Source organism: Micromonospora sp. NBC_01740, from assembly GCF_035920365.1.
GTDB lineage: Bacteria > Actinomycetota > Actinomycetes > Mycobacteriales > Micromonosporaceae > Micromonospora > Micromonospora reichwaldensis.
In genome coordinates this window covers 3,995,879-4,016,942 of sequence record NZ_CP109150.1, presented here as the reverse complement: position 1 = coordinate 4,016,942, position 21,064 = coordinate 3,995,879, and the positions used below count along the sequence as shown (strand labels likewise).

At 72.9% G+C, this 21,064-nt stretch carries 15 protein-coding genes and 2 rRNA genes; 2 read left to right on the top strand and 15 right to left on the bottom strand.

The features are described 5' to 3' along the window. Positions 1–92: 92 nt before the first annotated feature. The 11 genes from OG989_RS18670 to OG989_RS18620 all read right to left on the bottom strand — a co-directional run bounded on the left by OG989_RS18670 (position 93) and on the right by OG989_RS18620 (position 13,251). Positions 93–2,480 carry a hypothetical protein gene (locus tag OG989_RS18670; RefSeq protein WP_327027803.1) on the bottom strand — a complete coding sequence of 796 codons (2,388 nt, stop codon included), beginning with the start codon at positions 2,478–2,480 and terminating at the stop codon, positions 93–95. Then, on the bottom strand, positions 2,480–3,646 hold the full coding sequence (locus OG989_RS18665; RefSeq protein WP_327027802.1) for a glycosyltransferase family 4 protein: 1,167 nt from the start codon (positions 3,644–3,646) through the stop codon (positions 2,480–2,482). The genes OG989_RS18670 and OG989_RS18665 overlap by 1 nt, the downstream gene beginning before the upstream one ends. Before the next feature lie 55 nt (positions 3,647–3,701). Further along, positions 3,702–5,405: a murein biosynthesis integral membrane protein MurJ gene (gene murJ, locus OG989_RS18660; protein ID WP_327027801.1), complete on the bottom strand. Its 1,704-nt coding sequence runs from the start codon at positions 5,403–5,405 to the stop codon at positions 3,702–3,704. A gap of 1 nt (position 5,406) precedes the next feature. Continuing rightward, positions 5,407–6,273 (bottom strand): hypothetical protein, encoded by an 867-nt coding sequence (locus OG989_RS18655; RefSeq protein ID WP_151455225.1) that lies wholly within the window; start codon positions 6,271–6,273, stop codon positions 5,407–5,409. 61 nt (positions 6,274–6,334) lie between these two features. Beyond that, complete coding sequence (locus tag OG989_RS18650) at positions 6,335–7,273, bottom strand: copper transporter (protein ID WP_151455226.1); 939 nt, start codon at positions 7,271–7,273, stop codon at positions 6,335–6,337. Between the two features lie 27 nt (positions 7,274–7,300). Beyond that, a complete protein-coding gene (gene steA / locus OG989_RS18645; RefSeq protein WP_151455227.1) occupies positions 7,301–8,479 on the bottom strand; it encodes a putative cytokinetic ring protein SteA in 1,179 nt (392 codons plus the stop codon). 119 nt (positions 8,480–8,598) lie between these two features. Next, on the bottom strand, positions 8,599–10,356 hold the full coding sequence (gene recN / locus OG989_RS18640) for a DNA repair protein RecN (protein WP_151455228.1): 1,758 nt from the start codon (positions 10,354–10,356) through the stop codon (positions 8,599–8,601). A gap of 115 nt (positions 10,357–10,471) precedes the next feature. Next, entirely contained in the window at positions 10,472–11,389 is a 918-nt protein-coding gene (locus OG989_RS18635) for an NAD kinase (RefSeq protein ID WP_151455229.1), read from the bottom strand. Between the two features lie 40 nt (positions 11,390–11,429). Beyond that, the gene (locus tag OG989_RS18630) at positions 11,430–12,290 is read right to left on the bottom strand and encodes a TlyA family RNA methyltransferase (RefSeq protein ID WP_151455230.1); all 861 of its coding nucleotides are present in this window, start codon (positions 12,288–12,290) and stop codon (positions 11,430–11,432) included. Between the two features lie 21 nt (positions 12,291–12,311). After that, on the bottom strand, positions 12,312–12,620 hold the full coding sequence (locus tag OG989_RS18625) for a hypothetical protein (protein ID WP_327027799.1): 309 nt from the start codon (positions 12,618–12,620) through the stop codon (positions 12,312–12,314). A 28-nt stretch (positions 12,621–12,648) separates the two neighbouring features. Further along, complete coding sequence (locus OG989_RS18620) at positions 12,649–13,251, bottom strand: phasin family protein (protein ID WP_151457614.1); 603 nt, start codon at positions 13,249–13,251, stop codon at positions 12,649–12,651. A 113-nt stretch (positions 13,252–13,364) separates the two neighbouring features. Between OG989_RS18620 and OG989_RS18615 the strand changes: the two genes are divergently transcribed. Next, the gene (locus OG989_RS18615; RefSeq protein ID WP_132234479.1) at positions 13,365–13,703 is read left to right on the top strand and encodes an SCP2 sterol-binding domain-containing protein; all 339 of its coding nucleotides are present in this window, start codon (positions 13,365–13,367) and stop codon (positions 13,701–13,703) included. Positions 13,704–13,776: 73 nt separating this feature from the next. Here the strand turns inward: OG989_RS18615 and OG989_RS18610 are convergent, their stop codons facing one another. Both OG989_RS18610 and OG989_RS18605 read right to left on the bottom strand, forming a co-directional pair. Then, complete coding sequence (locus tag OG989_RS18610) at positions 13,777–14,796, bottom strand: HAD-IIA family hydrolase (RefSeq protein WP_327027797.1); 1,020 nt, start codon at positions 14,794–14,796, stop codon at positions 13,777–13,779. Then, on the bottom strand, positions 14,793–15,728 hold the full coding sequence (locus OG989_RS18605) for a tetratricopeptide repeat protein (RefSeq protein WP_442791872.1): 936 nt from the start codon (positions 15,726–15,728) through the stop codon (positions 14,793–14,795). The genes OG989_RS18610 and OG989_RS18605 overlap by 4 nt, the downstream gene beginning before the upstream one ends. A 3-nt stretch (positions 15,729–15,731) precedes the next feature. Here OG989_RS18605 and OG989_RS18600 point away from each other — a divergent pair, with 3 nt between their 5' ends. Beyond that, positions 15,732–17,456: a hypothetical protein gene (locus tag OG989_RS18600; RefSeq protein WP_327031285.1), complete on the top strand. Its 1,725-nt coding sequence runs from the start codon at positions 15,732–15,734 to the stop codon at positions 17,454–17,456. 91 nt (positions 17,457–17,547) lie between these two features. Here the strand turns inward: OG989_RS18600 and rrf are convergent. After that, positions 17,548–17,664, bottom strand: a 5S ribosomal RNA gene (gene rrf / locus OG989_RS18595). Positions 17,665–17,748: 84 nt separating this feature from the next. Next, positions 17,749–20,856 (bottom strand): 23S ribosomal RNA (locus tag OG989_RS18590). Positions 20,857–21,064 lie beyond the last annotated feature (208 nt).

The following is a 21,064-nucleotide window of genomic DNA, read 5'->3' as shown; positions in this document are numbered from 1 at the left end:
ATCACGCGATCCACGGGATTCCACGGTAACACCTCTCCCGGCCCACCCGCCGGGCGCACCCGGAGCGGGCTGCGGGACGTCCCGCCCGCGCCTCAGCCGGCGGTGACCTCGGTCGATGCCAGGCCGGCCGGCGCGCGCTCCCCCGCGCCGGTTGCGGCCGTCGGTCCGGCCGCCCCGGTCGCCGGGCCCGGGGCGCGCGGAGCCGGGGGCGCCGCCGCCGTGGCCGGTCCCGCACCCGCATCGGGGGTACGGGCGGCGCCCGGCCCCGCGCCGGGCGGTGCCGGGCGGTCCGGGCCGGCGCCGTCCGGTCCCCCGCCGGTGTCCCCGCCGGAGCCGTCGCCCGTACCGCCGGGCCCCTCGTCGCGCGGGCGGGCCGCGTCGGGCAGCGTGCGGTCGGTGGAGTGGTCGAGCACCCGCAGCGCGGCCAGCGCCGCCATCGGCACCACCAGGGCGGCGGCCGCGCCGGCCACGTCCAGGGCGTCGCCGCCCAGCACCCCGCCGATCACCGCGGCGACGGCGGTGCCGGCCATCGCCGCCCGCATCGCCGGGTAGATGCCGAACAGCCGCATCAGCCCGCCCCACGGCTGGAGCAGGGCGAACCAGACCAGCAGGGCGCCGGCCAGGGCCAGCACCGTCAGCGGGCTGTTGACCAGGGTCTCGAAGTTGGCCGTGCTGGAGCGGTGCACGGTGAGCCCGCCGGTGCCGTCACCGACGGCGGCCAGGAACCGGCCGAGGCTGCCCCGCTCGGCGGCGGGCCGGCGCAGGTCGAGCACCGCGAAGCCGATCGTCAGCGCGAGCCCGGCCATGGTGGCCCAGGCGAGCCTGCTGATCGTCAGCCAGCCGCCGGCGCTGATCGCCGCGGCGACGCTCAGCCCGGCGGTCAGCGCGATCGCGCCGATCGGGTCGGCCCCCAGGTACGGGCTGCCGACGACCAGCACGGCGGCGCCGCCGACGGCCACCATCACGGGCGGCCGCCAGGACCGGCGGACCCGCTGGGCCAGCCATCCCGCGCTCAGCAGGGACCCGGCCAGGAACACCCCGAGCCCGACGGTGCCGAGCCCGGCGTACCGGCCGCCTTCCAGGGCGGAGTAGCCGACCACCCCGTTGAGCTGGAGGCGGGCGCCGGTGAGCACGTCCAGCCCCACGGCCAGCGTGGTCAGGCCGGCCACCGCACCGAGCGGACCGAGCGTGCTCGCGTGCCCGGGCGCGAGCCGCACCACGGCGGTCGCGGCGACCAGCAGCAGCACGGTCACCCCGGCGAAGTAGACGCCCGCGTGGTCCCCGCGCCACCAGGGCACGGCGTCGGCCAGCAGCGCGGCCGGGACGGCGAGGGCCGCCGCGACCAGCAGCAGCTCCACGACCGCCACCACCCGCCGCGAGACCGGCTCCGGGCCGTACGGGCCGGCGTGCCGGCGGGCCCGGCGCAGCAGCGGCAGCACCGCCACGGCCAGCAGCACCTGGGCGCCGGCCAGCAGGGTGAAGAACCAGTCGGCCACCCGGCGCTGGGCGGCCGCCTCCCGGTCGGCGTCCGCCGGCGCGGCGATCGCGGCGGCGAGGTCAGCCGGCCGCCCGCCGACCGACTCGGCGGGTCGGCCGAGGAAGAGCCGTTCGGGCATCGGCCGGCCCAGCGCGGTGAGCGCGGTCGGCGCGAGGTCGACCAGTTGCAGGTACCCCTCGCGGCCGGTGCTGGCCGAGGTGAGCCACCCGCCTTCCCAACCCGGCCCGTCGGCGACGGCGACGTGCAGCCGGGACGGGGCGTCGGTGTCGGACACCCCGGCGACGAGCACCAGCGAGCGGGGCGGCCGGGCGGCCAGCACCCGGGCCAGGCGGGCGTCCGCCTCCTGGGCGACCGCGGCCCGGGCCGCCGGGTCCTCGCCGGTGACCGTGCCGAGGTCGACGATGCTCAGCACGCAGGAGCCGAGCAGGCCCGTCGGGTCCGCCGGGAGCGCCGGCGCGTACCGGTCGACGCGGCCGAACGGTCGGGCGGCGGCCACGGCCGCGCCGGGCCCGACCGCCACCGAGCAGCGCACGGACTCCGCCAGCGCGCCGGGCACCGTGCCCCAGGGCAGCCTCTCCTGGTTGTGCAGGACGACGCTCTCCTGGTCGGGCAGGTTTGCGCCGATGCCGTCGGGCTGCTCGACCGTCACCTGGGCCGGTGGACAGCCCCCGGCCTGCCGGCTGCCGTTCCAGGCGGCGTAGCTGCCGGCGCCGAGGGTCAGCCAGCCGTCCACCGGGCAGGTCGGGCGGTGCGCGGATCGGACCGAAAGGGAGCCGATCGAGCCGTTCTGGGCCATCCGCCACAACGTCGGCGTGGTCTGCGGGTCGACGTCATCCCAGCGCAGCCCGGCGACCCCGACCAGCACCACGAAGTCGGCGGTACGCCCGGGCGACGCCGCCCGTTCGGGGCGGGCGGTCAGCGCGGTGATGCCCAGCGCCACCACGACCAGGGTCAGCAGGATCGGGGCGATTCTGCGCCGCATCACCGGCGTCCCGTCGACGGGGCGTCGGCGCCGGGAGCGGCCGGTCCGGCGCCGTGCGGGGCCAGCTCGGCGTAGAGCGCCGCGAGCTGGGCCAGGGTGTCCGCCTCGGTGGGCCAGGAGGCGGCCCGGGCGGCGCCGCGCCGCCCCAGCTCGGCCCGTCCGACCTCGTCGTCGAGCAGGGCGCGCACGGCCGCGTCGACGGCGTCCACGTCCGCCGGCGGCACCAGCACCGCGGCGTCGCCGACCAGCTCCGGCAGGCCGCCGACCGCCGTCGCCACCAGTGGTACGCCGGCCCGCATCGCCTCCTGCGCGAAGAGCTGACGGGCCTCCCAGTCGCTGGTCACCAGCGCCAGGTCGGCCCCGGCCAGCAGGTCGGCCACGTCGGTGCGGTGCCCGAGCAGGGTCACCGGGGCCCGGGCGGCGGAGATCCGGGCGGCCAGCGGCAGGTAGGCGGGGCCGCTGCCGGCGATCACCACGACCGGCGCCGGTGTCCGGGTACGCCACCGGGCGGCGGCGTCGATCAGCACGTCGTACCGCTTCTGCGGGTGCAGCCGGCCCACGGAGAGGATCAGCGGCCGGTCCTGGCCGACGCCGAACTCGGCGCGGACGGCGGCCCGGCGGCGGCGCGGCGCGGGCAGTGCCGGCGCGGCGACCGGGGCGAGCCGGGCGTCCGCCGCGCCCAGCGCGGTGGCCCGCTCGACCAGGTCGGTGGAGGCGCCGAGCGCCACCCGGGCGCCCCGGGCGACCACCCGCTCGACGAGGCGCGACACGCCACCGCGCAGGCCGCCGGCGAGCACCGCGTTGTGCCAGGTGACCACGAGCGGGGCGGCGGGTCGGGCGAGCACGGCGACGAGCCCGGCGCGCAGGCCGTGGGCGTGCAGCACGTCGACCGGTTCGGCGGCGAGGGCCCGGCGCAGCGCGGTGACCGCGCGGGCGTCGGCCGGGGTAGGGCTGGCCGGAATCTCCACCGGCAGGAACCGGGCGCCGACGCCCGTGAAGTCGAACTGCTCCTGCGTCGCGGCGGGGCCGCAGACCAGCACGGAGGCGCCCGCGGCGGTCAGCCCCTCGGCCAGCGAGCGGACGTGCTGCCCGACGCCGCCGGTGCTGGAGGCGAGCAGCAGGGCCACCGTGCCGCGCCAGCCGGGAAGCGGTGCCGGCTGCGTCACCGCGACCACCCCCGTTCGTCGGTAGTCGTCGGCCGGTCACCCGTCCTGCACCCGCTCACCGGGACACCGTCTCCTTCCCGCCACCCCGTTCCGGGGGGATGTCGCCCTCGCCCGTCCCATCGGCGGGGGCCGCCGGCCCACGCCGGCCCGCCCTGCCCAGCCGCCGGAGCACCCCGGCGAGCAGCGGCGTCACGTCCCGCCGGTCGACCAGCCAGACGACGGCGAGGAACACGACGCCGACCAGGGCTCCGGACAGCATGCCCTGCACGAGTGCACCCGGTGTCGTCGGGGTGCCGCCGGCGGCCGCGTCGAGCCAGCGGGCGAGGGCCGTTCCGGCGAGCGCGGCCAAGGCACCGGCGAGCAGTCCGGCGGCGCCGGCCCGGCCCGCTCCGGCGAGCGCGGGACGCCCGGCCGAGCGCCACACCGCGACGAGCAGCAGCCCGCCGAGCAGCACCATCCCGGCCGAGTTGGCCAGGGCGACCGCGAGCACCCGGTCCCGCAGCGGCAGCAGCGCGCCCAGGATCAACGCGGTGGCGGGCACCGCGAGGAACCCCACGGCGATGGCGACGGTGGCCGCCCGGGTCTCGCCCCGGGCGTAGAGGGCCCGGCTCAGCAGCGCGTACAGCCCGTATCCAAGCAGGCCCGGCGCGAACCCGGCGATCGCCGTGGCGGCCGTGCCGGCCACGGGCGGCGCGAAGAAGACGTGGCTGACGGGGACCGCGGTCCCGATCAGCGCGGCGGCGCCGAGGGAACTGAACAGCAGCACGCCCCGGACGGCCGGTGCCAGGGTGGATCGGTAGCCGTTCTCGTCACCGGCGGCGCGGGCGGCGGCCAGCGTCGGGTACGCGGCGACCGCCAGCGGCACCGCCAGCACCGCCCAGGGCAACAGGTACACGGTCTGCGCGAGGTTGTAGACACCCGGGTTGCCCCGGTCACCGTAGGTGACCTGGTTGAGGCTCACCATCAGGGCGACCTGCTGGGCGGTGACCGTCACCGCACCGGCCACCACCAGCCCGCGCACCCGGGCGCGGGCGTCGGCCGGAAACCCGAAGCCCGGTCGCGCCCGCAGCCGCAGCCGACGGACCGGCACCAGCAACGACAGGGAGAGCACGACAACGCCCAGCGTGGTGCCGACGGAGAGCAGCAGTTCCCCGCCGACGCTCACGTCCGCGACCGTGGCCAGCGGCCCCTCGACCGCGGTGAAGCCCAGGTAGACCACGATGACGGTGAGGCTGGACAGCAACGGCGCGAGGACCGGCCAGGCGAACCGCCGGTGCGCCTGGAGCACCCCGGTGAGGACGATGCCCACCCCGTACAGCGGCAGTTGCGGGGCGAACATCCGCAGCATCCGCTCGCCGCTGGCCTGCTGGGCGGCGGTCAGCCCCTCGCCCAGCAGCGCGACCGCCGGGCCGGCGAGCAGCGCCACCAGCACGGCGAGGGGCACGAGCAGGCTCACCGTCCAGGTGAGCAGCGCGCCGGTGATCCGGGCCACCGCCGCCCTGTCGCCCGCCACGACGGGACCGGCCAGCAGCGGCACGACCAGGCTCGCCAGCGCGCCGCCGGCGACGATCTCGAAGATCAGGTTCGGCACCGCGTTCGCGACCACGTAGGTGCCGCCGAGGTCGGTCGGCGCCAACGTCCAGGTGAAGACGGCGGTACGGCCGAAGCCGGCGAGCCGGCTGAGGACGGTGAGTACGGCGATGAGCGCGGCCGCTCCGGCGACACGGCCGGCGCCGGCGAGGGGTGCCGGGGTCGTCACGTCAGTCGGCGCGCCGGCCCAGTGCGTCGAGCTCGCGCAGCCCGGGGGTGCGCTGGATGACCTGGGTGAAGCTGACCTTCTCGCTGGCCGCGGTGAGGCCGGCGAGCACGGCGAGCAGCCCGGCCCGCCCGACGGGCCCGGTACGCGCGGCCAGCGCCACGCCGAGCAGCGCGCCGAGCGCGTTCGCGCCGCTGTCGCCGAGCATCACGTCCTCGCCGAGGTCGGCGGGGAGCAGCCCGGCGGCGGCGCCGACGGCACCGGCGGCGATCCCGCCGTGCGGGCCACCGGCCAGCGGGGCGCCGAGCAGGAGGCCGGACTTCAGCGCCCGGCCGGGACGCAGGTCCAGCAGGTTGAGCAGGTTCGCGGTGCCGGCGATGACACCGGCGCCGAGCAGCACGTCGACGCCCCGGCCCAGCGGGCCCTGCCGCTGGCGACGCCGGTGCCCGGCGACCCGGGGGTCCGCGGCGAGCAGCGCGGCGGCGCCGAGGCCCGCGGCGCCCACCCCGACGACCTTGACCAGCCCGGCGGTGACCCGGCCCTCGCGCAGCGCGGCCAGGTGCCCCGCGAACCCCTTGGCCGCCTTCTGCTCCGGCCGGGTGCCGACCACGTCGTCGTAGAGCCCGACCGCCCCGGCACCCACCCCGGCGACCAGGGCCGCGGCTCCCGACGGGCCGCTGGAGGCGCCGAACGCGCCCGTCGCGGCGGCGCCTGCCGCGAGGGCGGGGCCGGCGGCCAGGCTCACCGTGCGGCCGCGGAAGTTGGTCCGCTCCAGCGCGGGCCCGGCCGGCGAGGTGCGCACCTCGCGCAGGGCGTAACGGGCGGCGGCGGCGCCCGCGCCGGCGATCAGCAGTCGACCGAGCAGGCTCACGCGTCCCCCTCCCGCCGTACGTGGGCGAGGCTGGATCCGGACACCGGGGTACGTCGTAGCATCACTGGGGCAGTCTAGGCAGCAGGGTGGCGTTGTCGGCGACGCCGTACTGACCGGCCTTCTTCTCGGTGACCTGTTGCACCAGCGCGAGGGCGGTGACCAGCTGGCCCTGGTTGGTGTTGGCGTTGTCGACGGTGGAGATGGTCTGCACCAGCACCGGGTCGCTCCGGACGGCGGCCACCAGGTTTCCGCCAGCCGAGCCGTTGCCGCCGACGACGATGGTGCCGGCCTGGTCGAACTGCTCGGCGACCTTGAGCACCGCCTCGTCCTTCTTCGCCGAGTCCTTGTCCACATACGGCTGCCCGCTGACCAGGACGACGGCCTCCGCCGGCGCGGTGACCGGCTTCTCGGTGGTCAGGTAGTTGGCGTTGACGTAGGCGGCAAGCACCGCCCGCCGGTCGGCCTCGGTGACGGGGGTGGCGCCGGCCGCCCGGTCGATCAGGACGCTGGCCAGCAGCGCGCTGGACGTCTCGACACCGTTGCTGTTGCTCGGCAGGTCGGCGGTCGGCGCGCCGGTGGGGCGGGCAGCGGTGACCGCCAGCTCCAGCAGGTTGTTGTTGTTGTCCGGGTTGATGAACTTGTCCTGCAGGTCGATGCGACCGGTCACCTGGGCGCCGGCGAGCTGGAGCATCTTGACCACGCCCTCGGTGTGGTCGCGCCCGGTGGGCAGGCTGACGACCAGCACCCGCTTGCCGGTCAGCGTGCCCGGCAGGACGACCTCCGCGATCTGGGCGGCGAACTCCTCCTCGAGCTCGAGCTCCTTCTCCATGCTCTGGACCGCCTGGCGCATCAGCTGGTTGTCCTTGCGCAGCCCGTTGACGTGTTCCTTGAGCGAGTCGGCAACCGGGCCGTTGAGGGCGGCGGTGCCGACCACCAGGCCGATCGCCAACGCGAGGAAGACGGCGGTCAGGGACACGACGTGGTACCGGAAGTTGATCACACCTGCAGCCTCTTGATCGGTGGGACGCTAGAAAAGCTGTTCAAGCTGGAACACGAAATTGTTCCACCACTCGGAGACCACGCCCAAATACGCCTTGCCGACGGTGGAGACCGCCACGGCCGAGGCCATCGCCGCGATCGCGGAGAGCACCAGCAGCAGCAGCGACGACCCGGAGATGCTCTGCCGGTAGAGCCGGCTCACGCCCTTGGCGTCGACCAGCTTGCCGCCCACCTTGAGCCGGGTCAGGAACGTGGAGGCCATCCCGCCGCGGCCCTTGTCGAGGAACTCGACGAGGGTGGCGTGGGTGCCGACCGCGACCAGCAGCGAGGCACCCTTCTCGTCGGCCAGCAGCATGGCCAGGTCCTCGCTGGTCGCCGCCGCCGGGAAGGTCACCGCCGGCACGCCGAGGCCGTTGACCCGGGCCAGGCCGGGCGCCCGGCCGTCCGGGTAGGCGTGCACGATCACCTCGGCGCCGCAGCGCAGCACGTCGTCGGTGACCGAGTCCATGTCGCCGATGATCATGTCCGGCGTGTAGCCGGCCTCCACCAGCGCGTCCGCGCCGCCGTCGACACCGATCAGGACCGGCTTGAACTCGCGGATGTAGGGGCGCAGCACGTCCAGGTCGGCCTTGTAGTCGTAGCCGCGCACCACGATCAGGCAGTGCCGCCCCTGCATCTCGGTCTGGATCTCCGGCACGCCGACCCCGTCGAGGAGCAGGTCGCGCTCCTGGCGGAGGTAGTCCATCGTGTTGGCGGCGAACGCCTCCAACTGGACCGAGAGCCCCTCCCGGGCGTCGGCCATCGACTTGGCCACCGACTCGGCGTCCTGGAGGCTGCCGTGCCCCACCGGCTCGTCGCCGAGGAAGACGGTGTTGCCCTCGATCCGGACGGTGTCGCCCTCGCGGATCCGCTCGAAGACCCCCTCCCCCAGGTCGTCCAGGAGCGGGATGCCGGCGGCGACCAGCACCTCGGGCCCGAGGTTGGGGTAGCGGCCGGAGACCGACGGCTTCGCGTTGAGCACGGCGCCGACGCCGACGGCGACGAGCGAGTCGGCGGCGACACGGTCGAGATCGACGTGGTCGATGACCGCGATGTCACCGGGGCGGAGCCGGCCGACCAGGCGTTTTGTCCGGCGGTCGAGGCGTGCGGTGCCGAGGATCCTGCCCGGTTCCGCGTTCCGGGTCCGGCGCAACGTGGGTAGACGCATCGTGACCATCCTGGCATGTGAGGCAGGCAATTCTGTCGCGACATGCCTGAGCAGGGCCGCCTACCCAGGGAAGCACACTAACGCGCAGGCCGGTGTGCCTGTGCTCACAATCGCCGACCTCACGGGCGCCTTTCCCGGGCCGCCACGGCGAGAAGCTCCTCGGCGTGCGCGATACCCAGGTCCGAGTCGGGCAAACCCGCGAGCATCCGGGCCAGCTCCCGGGCGCGCTCGGTGTCCTCCACCACCCGCACCCCGCTGGTGGTGACCGCCCCGCCCGTGTCCTTCGCCACCACCAAGTGCCGGTCGGCGAACGCGGCCACCTGCGGCAGGTGGGTGACGACCAGCACCTGGTGGCTACGGGCCAGCCGGGCCAGCCGCCGGCCGATCTCGACCGCGGCCTGGCCGCCGACCCCGGCGTCGACCTCGTCGAAGACCAGCGTGGGTGGCCCGCCCGAGCCGGCGAAGACCACCTCGATGGCGAGCATCACCCGCGACAGCTCACCGCCGGAGGCGCCGCGCTGCAACGGCAGCGAGGGCGCGCCCGGGTGGGCCAGCAGGCGCAGCTCGACCTCGTCGCCGCCGTCCGGGCCGACGCCGACCTCGGTGCCGTTGACCGGCAGGGTCGGCTCGGCGCGCCCGGCGGCGCGGGGCAGCACCGCCACCTCGATCCGGGCGTGCGGCATGGCCAGCCCGGCCAGCTCGACGGTGACCTGCTCGGCGAAGCGGGTCGCCGCCTCCTGCCGCGACGTCGACACCCGGCCGGCCAGGTCGGCCACCTCACCGGCCAGCCGGGAGGCCTCCCGGTCCAACTCGTCCAGGAGGTCGTCGGAGGTGTCCAGGTCGGCCAGCCGGGTGCGGGCACGCTCGGCCCAGGCGATCACCCCGTCGACGTCGTCGGCGTACTTGCGGGTCAGCGCGCGCAGCGCCGCCCGCCGCTCGTAGACGGTCTGCAACCGGGCCGGGTCGGCGTCGAGCGCGGCGAGGTAGGCCGACAGCTCGGCGGAGACGTCCGTGACGAGAGTCGCCGCCTCCTCCAGCCGCCCCGCCAGCTCACCCAACGCCGGGTCCGTGCCGGCCTGCGCCTCCAGGGTGCGGCGGGCGGTGCCGAGCAGCGCCGCCGCGTCCGGCGTCTCGTCGGTCGCCTCCACACCGCCGGCCACGCACTGGTGGGCCACCTGCGCCGCGGTACGCAGCCCCTCGGCGTGCTCCAGCCGCTGCGCCTCCGCCTTCAGCTCGTCGTCCTCGCCGGGCTGCGGGTCCACCCGGGTGATCTCGTCGAGGCCGAGCCGCAGCAGGTCCGCCTCCTGGTTGCGCTCGCGGGCGTTGCGCCGCCGGTCGGACAGGTCGTCGACCACCGCGCGCCAGCGGGCGTACGCCTCGCGCAGCGCGTCGAGCAGCTTCTCGTGCTCCGGGCCGGCGAAGCGGTCCAGCGCGGCCCGCTGCTCGGCCGGCCGCAGCAGCCGCAGCTGGTCGGACTGGCCGTGCACGGCCACCGCCTGCTCGCCCACCTCGCCGAGCATCGACACCGGCATGCTCCGCCCGCCCAGGTGCGCCCGGGAGCGGCCCTCCACGGTGACGGTGCGGCTCAGCAGCACCGAGCCGTCCTCGTCGGGCTCGCCGCCCGCGTCGGTGATCCGCGCGTGCACGGTGGCGGCGACGCGGCCCGCGAGCCGCAGCCGGCCCTCGACCACCGCCCGGCCCGGCTGGGCGCGCACCCGCCCGGCGTCGGCCCGCCCGCCGAAGAGCAGGCCGAGGCCGGTGACCACCATGGTCTTGCCCGCCCCGGTCTCGCCGGTGATGACGTTCATGCCGCCGGTCAGCGGCAGCGTGGTGTCCTCGATGACGCCCAGTCCGGTGATGCGCAGCTCTTCCAGCACAGCAACCGACAGTAGACGCGGCCCCCGACACTTGACCAGCCGGCGTGCGCGCGCCGGTGCGTCCGCCCGCCGACACCTCGCCGGGGCGGCCCGTCGGCGCCGGCCGGGCCCGGGGTCAGCGGCGGTTGCCGCGCCAGCCGTGCACGGGCAGGTCGAACTTCGCCACCAGCCGGTCGGTGAACGGGCGGTCCCGCAGCCGCACGACGCGCACCGGCAGCGCGCCGCGCCGCACGGTGACCCGCGCCCCGGGCGGCAGGTCGTAGACCCGTCGGCCGTCGCAGGACATCACGGCGAGGGTGGTGAACGGGTCGACGGTGATGACGAACGTGGAGGTGGGCGCGGTGACCAGCGGCCGGCTGAACAGCGCGTGCGCGCTGATCGGCACCAGCAGCAGGGCCTCCACCTCCGGCCAGACCACCGGCCCGCCGCCGGAGAACGCGTACGCCGTCGAGCCGGTGGGGGTCGCGCAGACCACGCCGTCGCAGCCGTACCGGGACAGCGGGCGGCCGTCCACGTCGACCATCAGCTCCAGCATCTGGGCGCGCTCGCCCTTCTCGACGCTGATCTCGTTGAGCGCCCAGGACTCGATGGTCGGCCCGCCGTCGAACTCGGCGGTCACGTCGAGGGTGAGCCGCTCGTCGACGGTGTAGTTGCGCTCGACCACGTCGCGTACCGCGCTGTCCAGGTCGTCGATCTCGGCCTCGGCGAGGAAGCCGACCTTGCCGAGGTTGATGCCGATCAGCGGCACCTTCTCCGGGCGGGCCAGCTCCGCCGCGCGCAGGAAGGTGCCGTCCCCGCCGAGCGCGAAGACGATCTCCGCGCCCGCGGCCGCCTCGAGGCCGGTCACCGGGACCACTCCGGGCAGGTCGAGGTCGTCGGCCTCCTCGGCCACGACCCGCACCTCGAAGCCGGCCGAGATCAGGTCGGCGGCGACGGCGCGGGCGTGCTCGGTGCTGCGCCGGCGACCGGTGTGCGTCACCAGCAGCGCGGTGCGGCTCACCGGGACGGCCGTCCCGTCGCGCCCGCGCGGCATCCGCGCGGCACGCCCGCGACCGCGGGGCTCGCCAGTCCACTCACCCGGCCACCTCCTCCGTCGCCGCGTCCGGCTGGTCGCCGGACGGCACCGGGCCACCCGGCCCGGCGGTCACCACCGCGCGCACCCGCTCCGGGTCGGCCGGCGGTGCGTCCCGGCGTAACCATACGAAGAACTCGACGTTGCCGCTCGGCCCGGGCAGCGGACTCGCGGCCACGTCGGCCAGGCCGAGGTCGAGCCGGGCCGCCGCGGCGGCCACGTCGAGCACGGCCTCCGCGCGCAGCGACGGGTCCCGGACAACCCCGCCGGCGCCCACCCGCTCCTTGCCGACCTCGAACTGCGGCTTCACCATCAGCGCCAGGTCACCGTCGGGCCGGGTGCAGCCGGCCAACGCCGGCAGCACCAGCCGCAGGGAGATGAACGACAGGTCGGCGACCGTGAGGTCGACCGGGCCGTCGATGACCTCCGGTGTCAGCGTACGGACGTTGGTGCGCTCGAAGACCCGCACCCGGGGATCGTTGCGCAGCGGCCAGGCGAGCTGCCCGTAGCCGACGTCGACCGCGACCACCTCCGCCGCGTCGGCGCGCAGCAGCACGTCGGTGAAGCCGCCGGTGGAGGCGCCCGCGTCCAGGCACCGCCGGCCGGCCACTGTCAGCCCGCCCGGGGCGAAGGCGGCCAGCGCGCCGGCCAGCTTGTGCCCGCCCCGGGAGACGTACTCCGAGCCGGGGTCCTCGCCGGTGACCAGGAGCGGATCGGCGGGGTCGACCATCGCGGCGGGCTTACGGGCCGGCACGCCGCGCAGCTGGACCCGGCCGGCCTCCACCAGCGCGGCGGCCTGTTCCCGGGACCGGGCCAGCCCGCGGCGGACGAGTTCGGCGTCCAGCCGGTTACGACGTGCCATGCGTGGTTCTTCTCCGGTCGGTCAGGTCTGGTCGATGGTGGCGAGGGTCTCCCGCAGCGTCTCGTACGCCGCCTCGTACTGCGCGATCTGGTCGGCCGGGGCGAGCGTCGCGGCGTTGGCCATCGCCCGTACGGCGGCGTCCACGGCGGGATGCCGGTCGTCGCCGAGGTCGTCGGCGGACTCCGGCAGCGACGGCGGAGCCGGGCGCGGGCCCGGCCGGGCGGCGGGCGGCGGACCGGGGCGGAACGGGCCGGTCGCCGAGCCGTGTCCGGCGCCCGGCGGGCCGGGGCGGGCGCCGGGCGGCGGGCCGGGCCGGAAGGGGCCGCTCACGATCCGCTCCCCGCCGGGGCCGGGCGCATCACGCCTCGTCCTCCGGCGGCCGCTTGCGGGCCGGTGCCTTCTTCGCCGGCCGGACCGGCTCCGCGGCGCCCTCGGTCGGGGCGAGGGCCGACGGCGTCCGCTTGGCCACCGCCTTCTTCGCCACGGCCTTCTTGGCCAGTGCCTTCTTCGCGACGGCCGGCCTCGCCACCGGGGCGGGGGCAGCCGAGGTCGGTACGGCCGGCTCGGCCGCGCCCGGGGCGGGCGACGGCCCGGCGGCGGGCACCGGGTGCGCCGACGCCTCGGTGCCGGTGGGCAGCGGCGCCGGGGCGCCGAGGGTCGCCTTGGCGTCCCGGAGCTGGCGCTCGAGTTCGTGCACCCGTCGGGTCAGCTCGGCGACCTCGTCGGCGGTGGCGAGCCCCACCGCGCCGAGGGCCCGGTCCACTTCGAACCGCACCAGCTTGGTCAGCGACTCCCGGTTGGCCGCGCCCGTGGAGACCAACTCCTCGGCGAGGGTCTGCAGCTGGGCGGCGGTCGCCCCGCCCGAGCCGACGACCCGGCGAACCGCGTCCTGGGCCTTCTTCCGGGGCGCCTCCGTCAGGCCCATGGCCAGCTCGAGGTAGGCGCGCCACGCGTCCTGCATGCCTGTTTCCTTCCGCGGGGCGGGGGTGTGCAGGTGCCACGCTACCGGGCACCCCGCGACGCCCTGTGCGGTACGGTGCCGGGGACGGCGTGGCGAGCGGTGAGGGGGCGATGGTGGCCAGCGTGGACGAATGCCGGCAGGCGTTGCGGGATCTGGCGGCCCGGCTGGACCGCAACGCGGAGACGGTGCGCGAGAAGGTCGACTTCGACCGGACGCTGGCCTGCCGGATCACCGACCTGGAGACCGCCTTCCACGGCCGGCTCTCCGGCGGCCGCCTGGTCGACCTGGCCGACGGCGACGACCCGAAGGCCAAGATCGCGCTGAGCACCGGCAGCGACGACCTGCTCGCACTGGTCCGCGGCGAACTCGACATCACCCGCGCGGTCACGTCCCGGCGGGTGTCGATCAAGGCCAACCCGCTCGACCTGATGAAGCTACGCAAGCTGCTCTGAGCCAACCCGCGCGGGGCCTGACCCGGGAATGCGGGCGGCCGTCGGCGGGAGCCAGTTCGGCGTCGGCGGCCCGTCAGGCGGACAGGCCGAGTTCGGCCAGTGCCTTCTCCGCCTCGGCCGAGCCGGGACGGATCCGCGCCGGCAGCCGCGTTGACCAGGCGGTCGCGCAGAGCGCCGCCAGGGCGTCCAGCGGGCGGCCCGACCCGGCCAGCTCCAGCGCGTCGTCCCGCGCGGCCACCGACCATCCACCGGCGTCCGCCGGGCCCGGGACCCGCACCACGGCCGCCGGGTCGAAGAGCCCCGCCAGGTCCATCGAGACGTACGTCGGCCTGCGGTGCGGCGGGGCGGCGAGCAGTTCGGCCGCGTCACTCACGCCGGTGAGCACCAGCAGACTGTCCAGTCCGGCCCGCCGGGCACCCTCGATGTCGGTGTCCAGCCGGTCGCCGACCAGCAACGTCCGGCCCTCGCCGGCACGTCGGGCCGCCGTGGTGAACAGGGCCGGCTCGGGCTTGCCGACGACCACGTCGGGATCCCGGCGCAGCGCGGTGCGCAGCACGGCGACCAGGGCACCGTTGCCCGGCAGCGGTCCACGATCGCTGGGCAGGGCCGGGTCCGTGTTGGTGGCGACCCAGGTCGCGCCGCCGCGCACGGCCACCGACGCCTCGGCCAGGTCCGCCCAGCAGACCTGCGGGCCGAAGCCCTGCACCACCGCGACCGGCGACTCGTCGGCCCGGGACACCGGGGTCAGCCCGACCGCGCGCAGCTCGGCCCGCAGAGCCTCGGTGCCGACGACCAGCACCGCGGCGCCGGCGGGAAGCTGGTCGCGAAGCAGCTCCGCGGCGGCCGCCGCCGAGGTGAGCACCTCCTCGGGCCGGGCGGGCACGCCCATCCCGGTGAGCAGGTCGGCCACCTCGCTGGAGCGGCGCGAGGCGTTGTTGGTCGCGTACGCCACCGACCGGCCCTCGGCGTGCAGCCGGCCGACGGCCTCGACCGCGCCGGGGACCGGCCGGTCGATCAGGTAGATCACGCCGTCCAGGTCGAAGACGACCAGGGCGTACCCGTCGACCAGCCGTTCCCCGGCACCCGTCGTCATCGCTGCGCGGTGTCCGACCCGCCGGAGGCGGTGGGCTCGCCACCGCCGGTGGCGGCCCCGCTGTCGTCGCCGGGCGTACCGGCGGCGACGGTGCTTGCCTCGTCGTCGGTCAGCTCGTCGTCGGTCAGGTCGTCCGACGGCACCGCCGCGACCGCGGCCCCGTCCTGCTCGTCGTCCTCGTAATGCTCGTCCTGCTCGTCGTCCTCGTCACCTTCGTCACCTTCGTCGTCGTCTTCGTCCTCGTCGGCGTCGGCGTCGGCGGTCGGCTCCGTGTCGCCGGCGAGGTCGGCGTCCGGCCGGGCCGGTACCGCACCCGGGGCGCCGGGGCCGGAGGCGATCGCCTCGGCGGACTCCTCGTCCTCCTCGTCGCCCTCGATCACCACACCGTCGAGCTCCAGCAGCCGCTCGGCGGCGTCGGTCTCGCCCTCGGTGTCGACGTCGGCGGCGCGGGAGAACCACTCGCGGGCCTCGTCACGACGACCGACGGCGAGCAGCGCGTCGGCGTACGCGTACCGCAGCCGGGCCGTCCACGGCTCGGCCGTCTCGCTCGTCAGCTCGGGAACCTGGAGCATGGCCACGGCGGCGTCCTTCTGGCCCAAGTCGCCGCGCGCCCCGGCCGCCACGATCAGCAGCTCGGTCGCCACGGCCTGGTCCAGCTTCTCCCGGTCCGCGCCACGGAACAGGTCGATCGCCCGCTCGGGCCGGCCCAGCGCCCGCTCACAGTCCGCGAGCACGGCCAGGTGGCTCTGCAACCCGCTCATCCGGTGGTACGTACGCAGCTCCGCGATCGCGGTCTGCCACTCCCCCGCGTGGTACGCGGCCAGGCCGACCGCCTCGCGGACGGCCGCGATCCGGGACGCCAGCCGGCGGGCCGCCAGCGCGTGCGCCAGCGCCTCGGCCGGGTCCTCGTCGATCAGCTGACCCGTCGCCACCAGGTGCCGGGCGACCGTCTCGGCGACCGGCTTCGCCAGCGAGAGCAGCTCGGCCCGGACGTCCTTGTCGAGGTCGGTCGCGACGATCTCGTCGGGCAGCGCGGGGCCTGCCGTACGCTCCCCCGCCGCCTCCGGACGCTCCCGCCGCTCGTCGCGACGCTCTCCGCCCCGGAAGCCGCCCTCACGACGGTCGCCCTGGCGTTCTCCGCCCCGGTAGCCACCTTCGCGGTCACCGCCCCGGTAGCCACCCGGACGGTCGCCGCCCTCGCGACGGTCGCCACCGCGGTAGCCGCCATCGCGGTCGCCACCACGGAAACCACCTGGACGGTCGCCACCCTCGCGACGGAACCCGCCATCGCGGTCGCCACCCCGGTAACCACCCGGACGGTCGCCACCCTCGCGACGGTCGCCACCGCGGAAGCCGCCCTCACGCGGCGGACCCGAACGGAAACCACCCTCACGGTCGCCCCCGCGGAAACCACCCGGACGGTCGCCACCCTCACGACGGTCGCCACCGCGGAAACCACCCTCGCGGTCACCACCCCGGTAGCCGCCTGGACGGTCGCCGCCCTCGCGACGGTCGCCACCGCGGAAGCCGCCCTCACGCGGCGGACCCGAACGGAAACCACCCTCACGACGGTCCCCACCACGGAAACCACCCTCGCGGTCACCACCACGGAAACCACCTGGACGGTCGCCGCCCTCGCGACGGTCGCCACCGCGGAAGCCGCCCTCACGCGGCGGACCCGAACGGAAACCACCCTCACGACGGTCCCCACCACGGAAACCACCCTCGCGGTCACCACCACGGAAACCACCCGGACGGTCGCCACCCTCACGACGGTCGCCGCCACGGAAGCCACCCTGGCGCTCGCCGCCCTCACGACGGTCGCCACCGCGGAAACCACCCTCGCGGTCACCACCCCGGTAGCCGCCTGGACGGTCGCCGCCCTCGCGACGGTCGCCACCGCGGAAGCCGCCCTCACGCGGCGGACCCGAACGGAAACCACCCTCACGACGGTCCCCACCACGGAAACCACCCTCGCGGTCACCACCACGGAAACCACCCGGACGCTCGCCACCCTCACGACGGTCGCCGCCACGGAAGCCGCCTTCGCGGTCACCGCCACGGAAACCGCCCGGACGCTCGCCGCCCTCGCGACGGTCGCCGCCACGGAAGCCACCCTCGCGGTCACCACCACGGAAGCCACCCTGGCGCTCGCCGCCCTCACGACGGTCGCCACCGCGGAAGCCGCCCTCACGCGGCGGACCCGAACGGAAACCACCCTCACGACGGTCCCCACCACGGAAACCACCCTCGCGGTCACCACCACGGAAACCACCCGGACGGTCGCCACCCTCACGACGGTCGCCGCCACGGAAGCCGCCGGAGCGCTCGTCACCGTCTCGACGGAAGCCACCTTCGCGGCGGTCGCCGCCCCGGAAACCCTCACGGTCGCTGCGGAAGCCGCCCTGGCGGTCGCCGGCGTCCCGACGAGGGGCGCCACCACCGCGGGAGTCGCCGTCACGCGGACCGGACCGGAAGCCGCCCTCTCGGCGGTCGCCACCACGGGAGTCGCCGTCACGGCGGTCGCCGCCGGCGTATCCGCCGCGCTGGCCGCCCCGGTCCTCGCGGTACGGGGGCCGGTCGTCGCGGCGCGGCGCTCCCTCGCGTCCACCCGAACGGTCTTCGTAGCGACGGGGACGATCTCCGCCCTGCGATCCTGAACTCACAGGTACATCCTTCCTCATTGCGTCACCTACGACGCTACGCAGTCGAGGGCCGACCCGGATGGGGCGGCCCTCGACTGGAAAAGTTGTCCGGCGGTGTCCTACTCTCCCACACCCTCCCGAGTGCAGTACCATCGGCGCTGGAGGGCTTAGCTTCCGGGTTCGGAATGTAACCGGGCGTTTCCCCTCCGCCATGACCGCCGTAACTCTATCGACATATCAAACAACACCAACCACGTGGTCTGTTGTTCGTTTATCGAGAGTTGCACAGTGGACGCGTAGCAGCTTAGTAGTCAAGTCCTCGGCCTATTAGTACCGGTCAACTGAACCCGTTACCGGGCTTACATTTCCGGCCTATCAACCCAGTCGTCTAGCTGGGGGCCTTACCCCACAAAGTGGGTGGGATACCTCATCTTGAAGCGAGCTTCCCGCTTAGATGCTTTCAGCGGTTATCCCTTCCGAACGTAGCTAACCAGCCGTGCCCCTGGCGGGACAACTGGCACACCAGAGGTTCGTCCGTCCCGGTCCTCTCGTACTAGGGACAGCCCTTCTCAAGTATCCTACGCGCACGGCGGATAGGGACCGAACTGTCTCACGACGTTCTAAACCCAGCTCGCGTACCGCTTTAATGGGCGAACAGCCCAACCCTTGGGACCTGCTACAGCCCCAGGATGCGACGAGCCGACATCGAGGTGCCAAACCATCCCGTCGATATGGACTCTTGGGGAAGATCAGCCTGTTATCCCCGGGGTACCTTTTATCCGTTGAGCGACACCGCTTCCACTCGCAAGTGCCGGATCACTAGTCCCGACTTTCGTCCCTGCTCGACCTGTCAGTCTCACAGTCAAGCTCCCTTGTGTACTTGCACTCAACACCTGATTGCCAACCAGGCTGAGGGAACCTTTGGGCGCCTCCGTTACCCTTTAGGAGGCAACCGCCCCAGTTAAACTACCCACCAGACACTGTCCCTGAACCGGATAACGGTCCGAAGTTAGATACCCAAATCAACCAGAGTGGTATTTCAAGATTGCCTCCACCCATACTGGCGTATGGACTTCACCGGCTCCCACCTATCCTACACAAGCTAATTCGGATACCAATGTCAAGCTATAGTAAAGGTCCCGGGGTCTTTCCGTCCTGCCGCGCGTAACGAGCATCTTTACTCGTAATGCAATTTCGCCGGGCCTGTGGTTGAGACAGTGGGGAAGTCGTTACGCCATTCGTGCAGGTCGGAACTTACCCGACAAGGAATTTCGCTACCTTAGGATGGTTATAGTTACCACCGCCGTTTACTGGCGCTTAAGTTCTCCGCTTCGCCCCAAAGAGCTAACAGGTCCCCTTAACGTTCCAGCACCGGGCAGGCGTCAGTCCATATACATCGAATTACTTCTTCGCATGGACCTGTGTTTTTAGTAAACAGTCGCTTCCCCCTGCTCTCTGCGGCCATACAACGCTCCACCCGCGCGGGGCTTCACGTCTCCGGCCCCCCTTCTCCCTAAGTTACGGGGGCAATTTGCCGAGTTCCTTAACCACAGTTCGCCCGATCGCCTCGGTATTCTCTACCTGACCACCTGTGTCGGTTTGGGGTACGGGCCGCTAAGAACTCGCTAGAGGCTTTTCTCGGCAGCATAGGATCACTGACTTCACCTGAATCGGCTCGGCATCACGTCTCAGCCCTAATGGTGTGCGGATTTGCCTACACACCGGCCTACACGCTTACCCCGGCACAACCACCGGCCGGGCTCAGCTACCTTCCTGCGTCACCCCATCGCTTGACTACTACCCGCCAGGTTCCCACGCTCCCCCAGTTCGGTCCGAAGACCTCCCCAGGTTCGGGTGGTTAGCACAACGAGGTTCATCAGGGACGCTCTTTCGCGGGTACGGGAATATCAACCCGTTGTCCATCGACTACGCCTCTCGGCCTCGCCTTAGGTCCCGACTCACCCAGGGCGGATTAGCCTGGCCCTGGAACCCTTGGTCATCCGGCGGAAGGGTTTCTCACCCTTCTTTCGCTACTCATGCCTGCATTCTCACTCGTGCCGCGTCCACAACTGGGTCACCCCGCTGCTTCACCCCCGGCACGACGCTCCCCTACCCATCCACACACCTGCACAAGGAATCAAGTCCAAGCGAGGTAAAAATGTGAATGCCACAGCTTCGGCGGTGTGCTTGAGCCCCGCTACATTGTCGGCGCGGAACCACTTGACCAGTGAGCTATTACGCACTCTTTAAAGGGTGGCTGCTTCTAAGCCAACCTCCTGGTTGTCTATGCGACCCCACATCCTTTTCCACTTAGCACACGCTTAGGGGCCTTAGCTGGTGATCTGGGCTGTTTCCCTCTCGACTACGAAGCTTATCCCCCGCAGTCTCACTGCCGCGCTCTCACTTACCGGCATTCGGAGTTTGGCTGATTTCGGTAAGCTTGTGGGCCCCCTAGACCATCCAGTGCTCTACCTCCGGCAAGAAACACGCGACGCTGCACCTAAATGCATTTCGGGGAGAACCAGCTATCACGGAGTTTGATTGGCCTTTCACCCCTAACCACAGGTCATCCCCCAACTTTTCAACGTTGGTGGGTTCGGCCCTCCACGCGGTCTTACCCGCGCTTCAGCCTGCCCATGGCTAGATCACTCCGCTTCGGGTCTAGGACACGCGACTGAACGCCCTATTCAGACTCGCTTTCGCTACGGCTCCCCCACACGGGTTAACCTCGCCACATGCCACTAACTCGCAGGCTCATTCTTCAAAAGGCACGCCGTCACCCCGCAAGGCTCCGACGGATTGTAGGCGAACGGTTTCAGGTACTATTTCACTCCCCTCCCGGGGTACTTTTCACCATTCCCTCACGGTACTCGTCCGCTATCGGTCACCAGGAAGTATTTAGGCTTACCAGGTGGTCCTGGCAGATTCACGGCAGATTTCAGGGGTCCGCCGCTACTCGGGAACACCCACAGAAGGTCAGCAACTTTCACCTACCGGACTCTCACCGTCTACGGTCAGCCGTTCCAGACTGTTCGACTAGCCACTGACTTTGTAACTTCTCGAACAAGTGTCAGCTTGTTCAGCAGGGTCCCACAACCCCGACCACGCAACCCCTGACAGGTATCACACGCAACCGGTTTAGCCTCAATCCGCTTTCGCTCGCCACTACTCACGGAATCACTAAATTGTTTTCTCTTCCTACGGGTACTGAGATGTTTCACTTCCCCGCGTTCCCCCCACACACCCTATGTGTTCAGGTGTGGGTGACTGGACATGACTCCAGCCAGGTTTCCCCATTCGGACACCCTGGGATCACAGCTTGGTTGACAGCTCCCCCAGGCCTATCGCGGCCTCCCACGTCCTTCATCGGCTCCTGGTGCCAAGGCATTCACCGTTCGCCCTTGACAACTTGACCACAAAGATGCTCGCGTCCACTGTGCAATTCTCAACAAACGACCAACCCACAACCCGATCCGTGCGACACCAAACCCGACCACCGCCGGCGGTATGCCACACCAGGCCATGCCTGGCAACCATCCCCACCCACAGGTGAGGCAATGGCTCCGAAAAAACAACCAACGGTTGTTCCTTCAGGACCCAACAGGGTGCTATCCGCCCTCTCC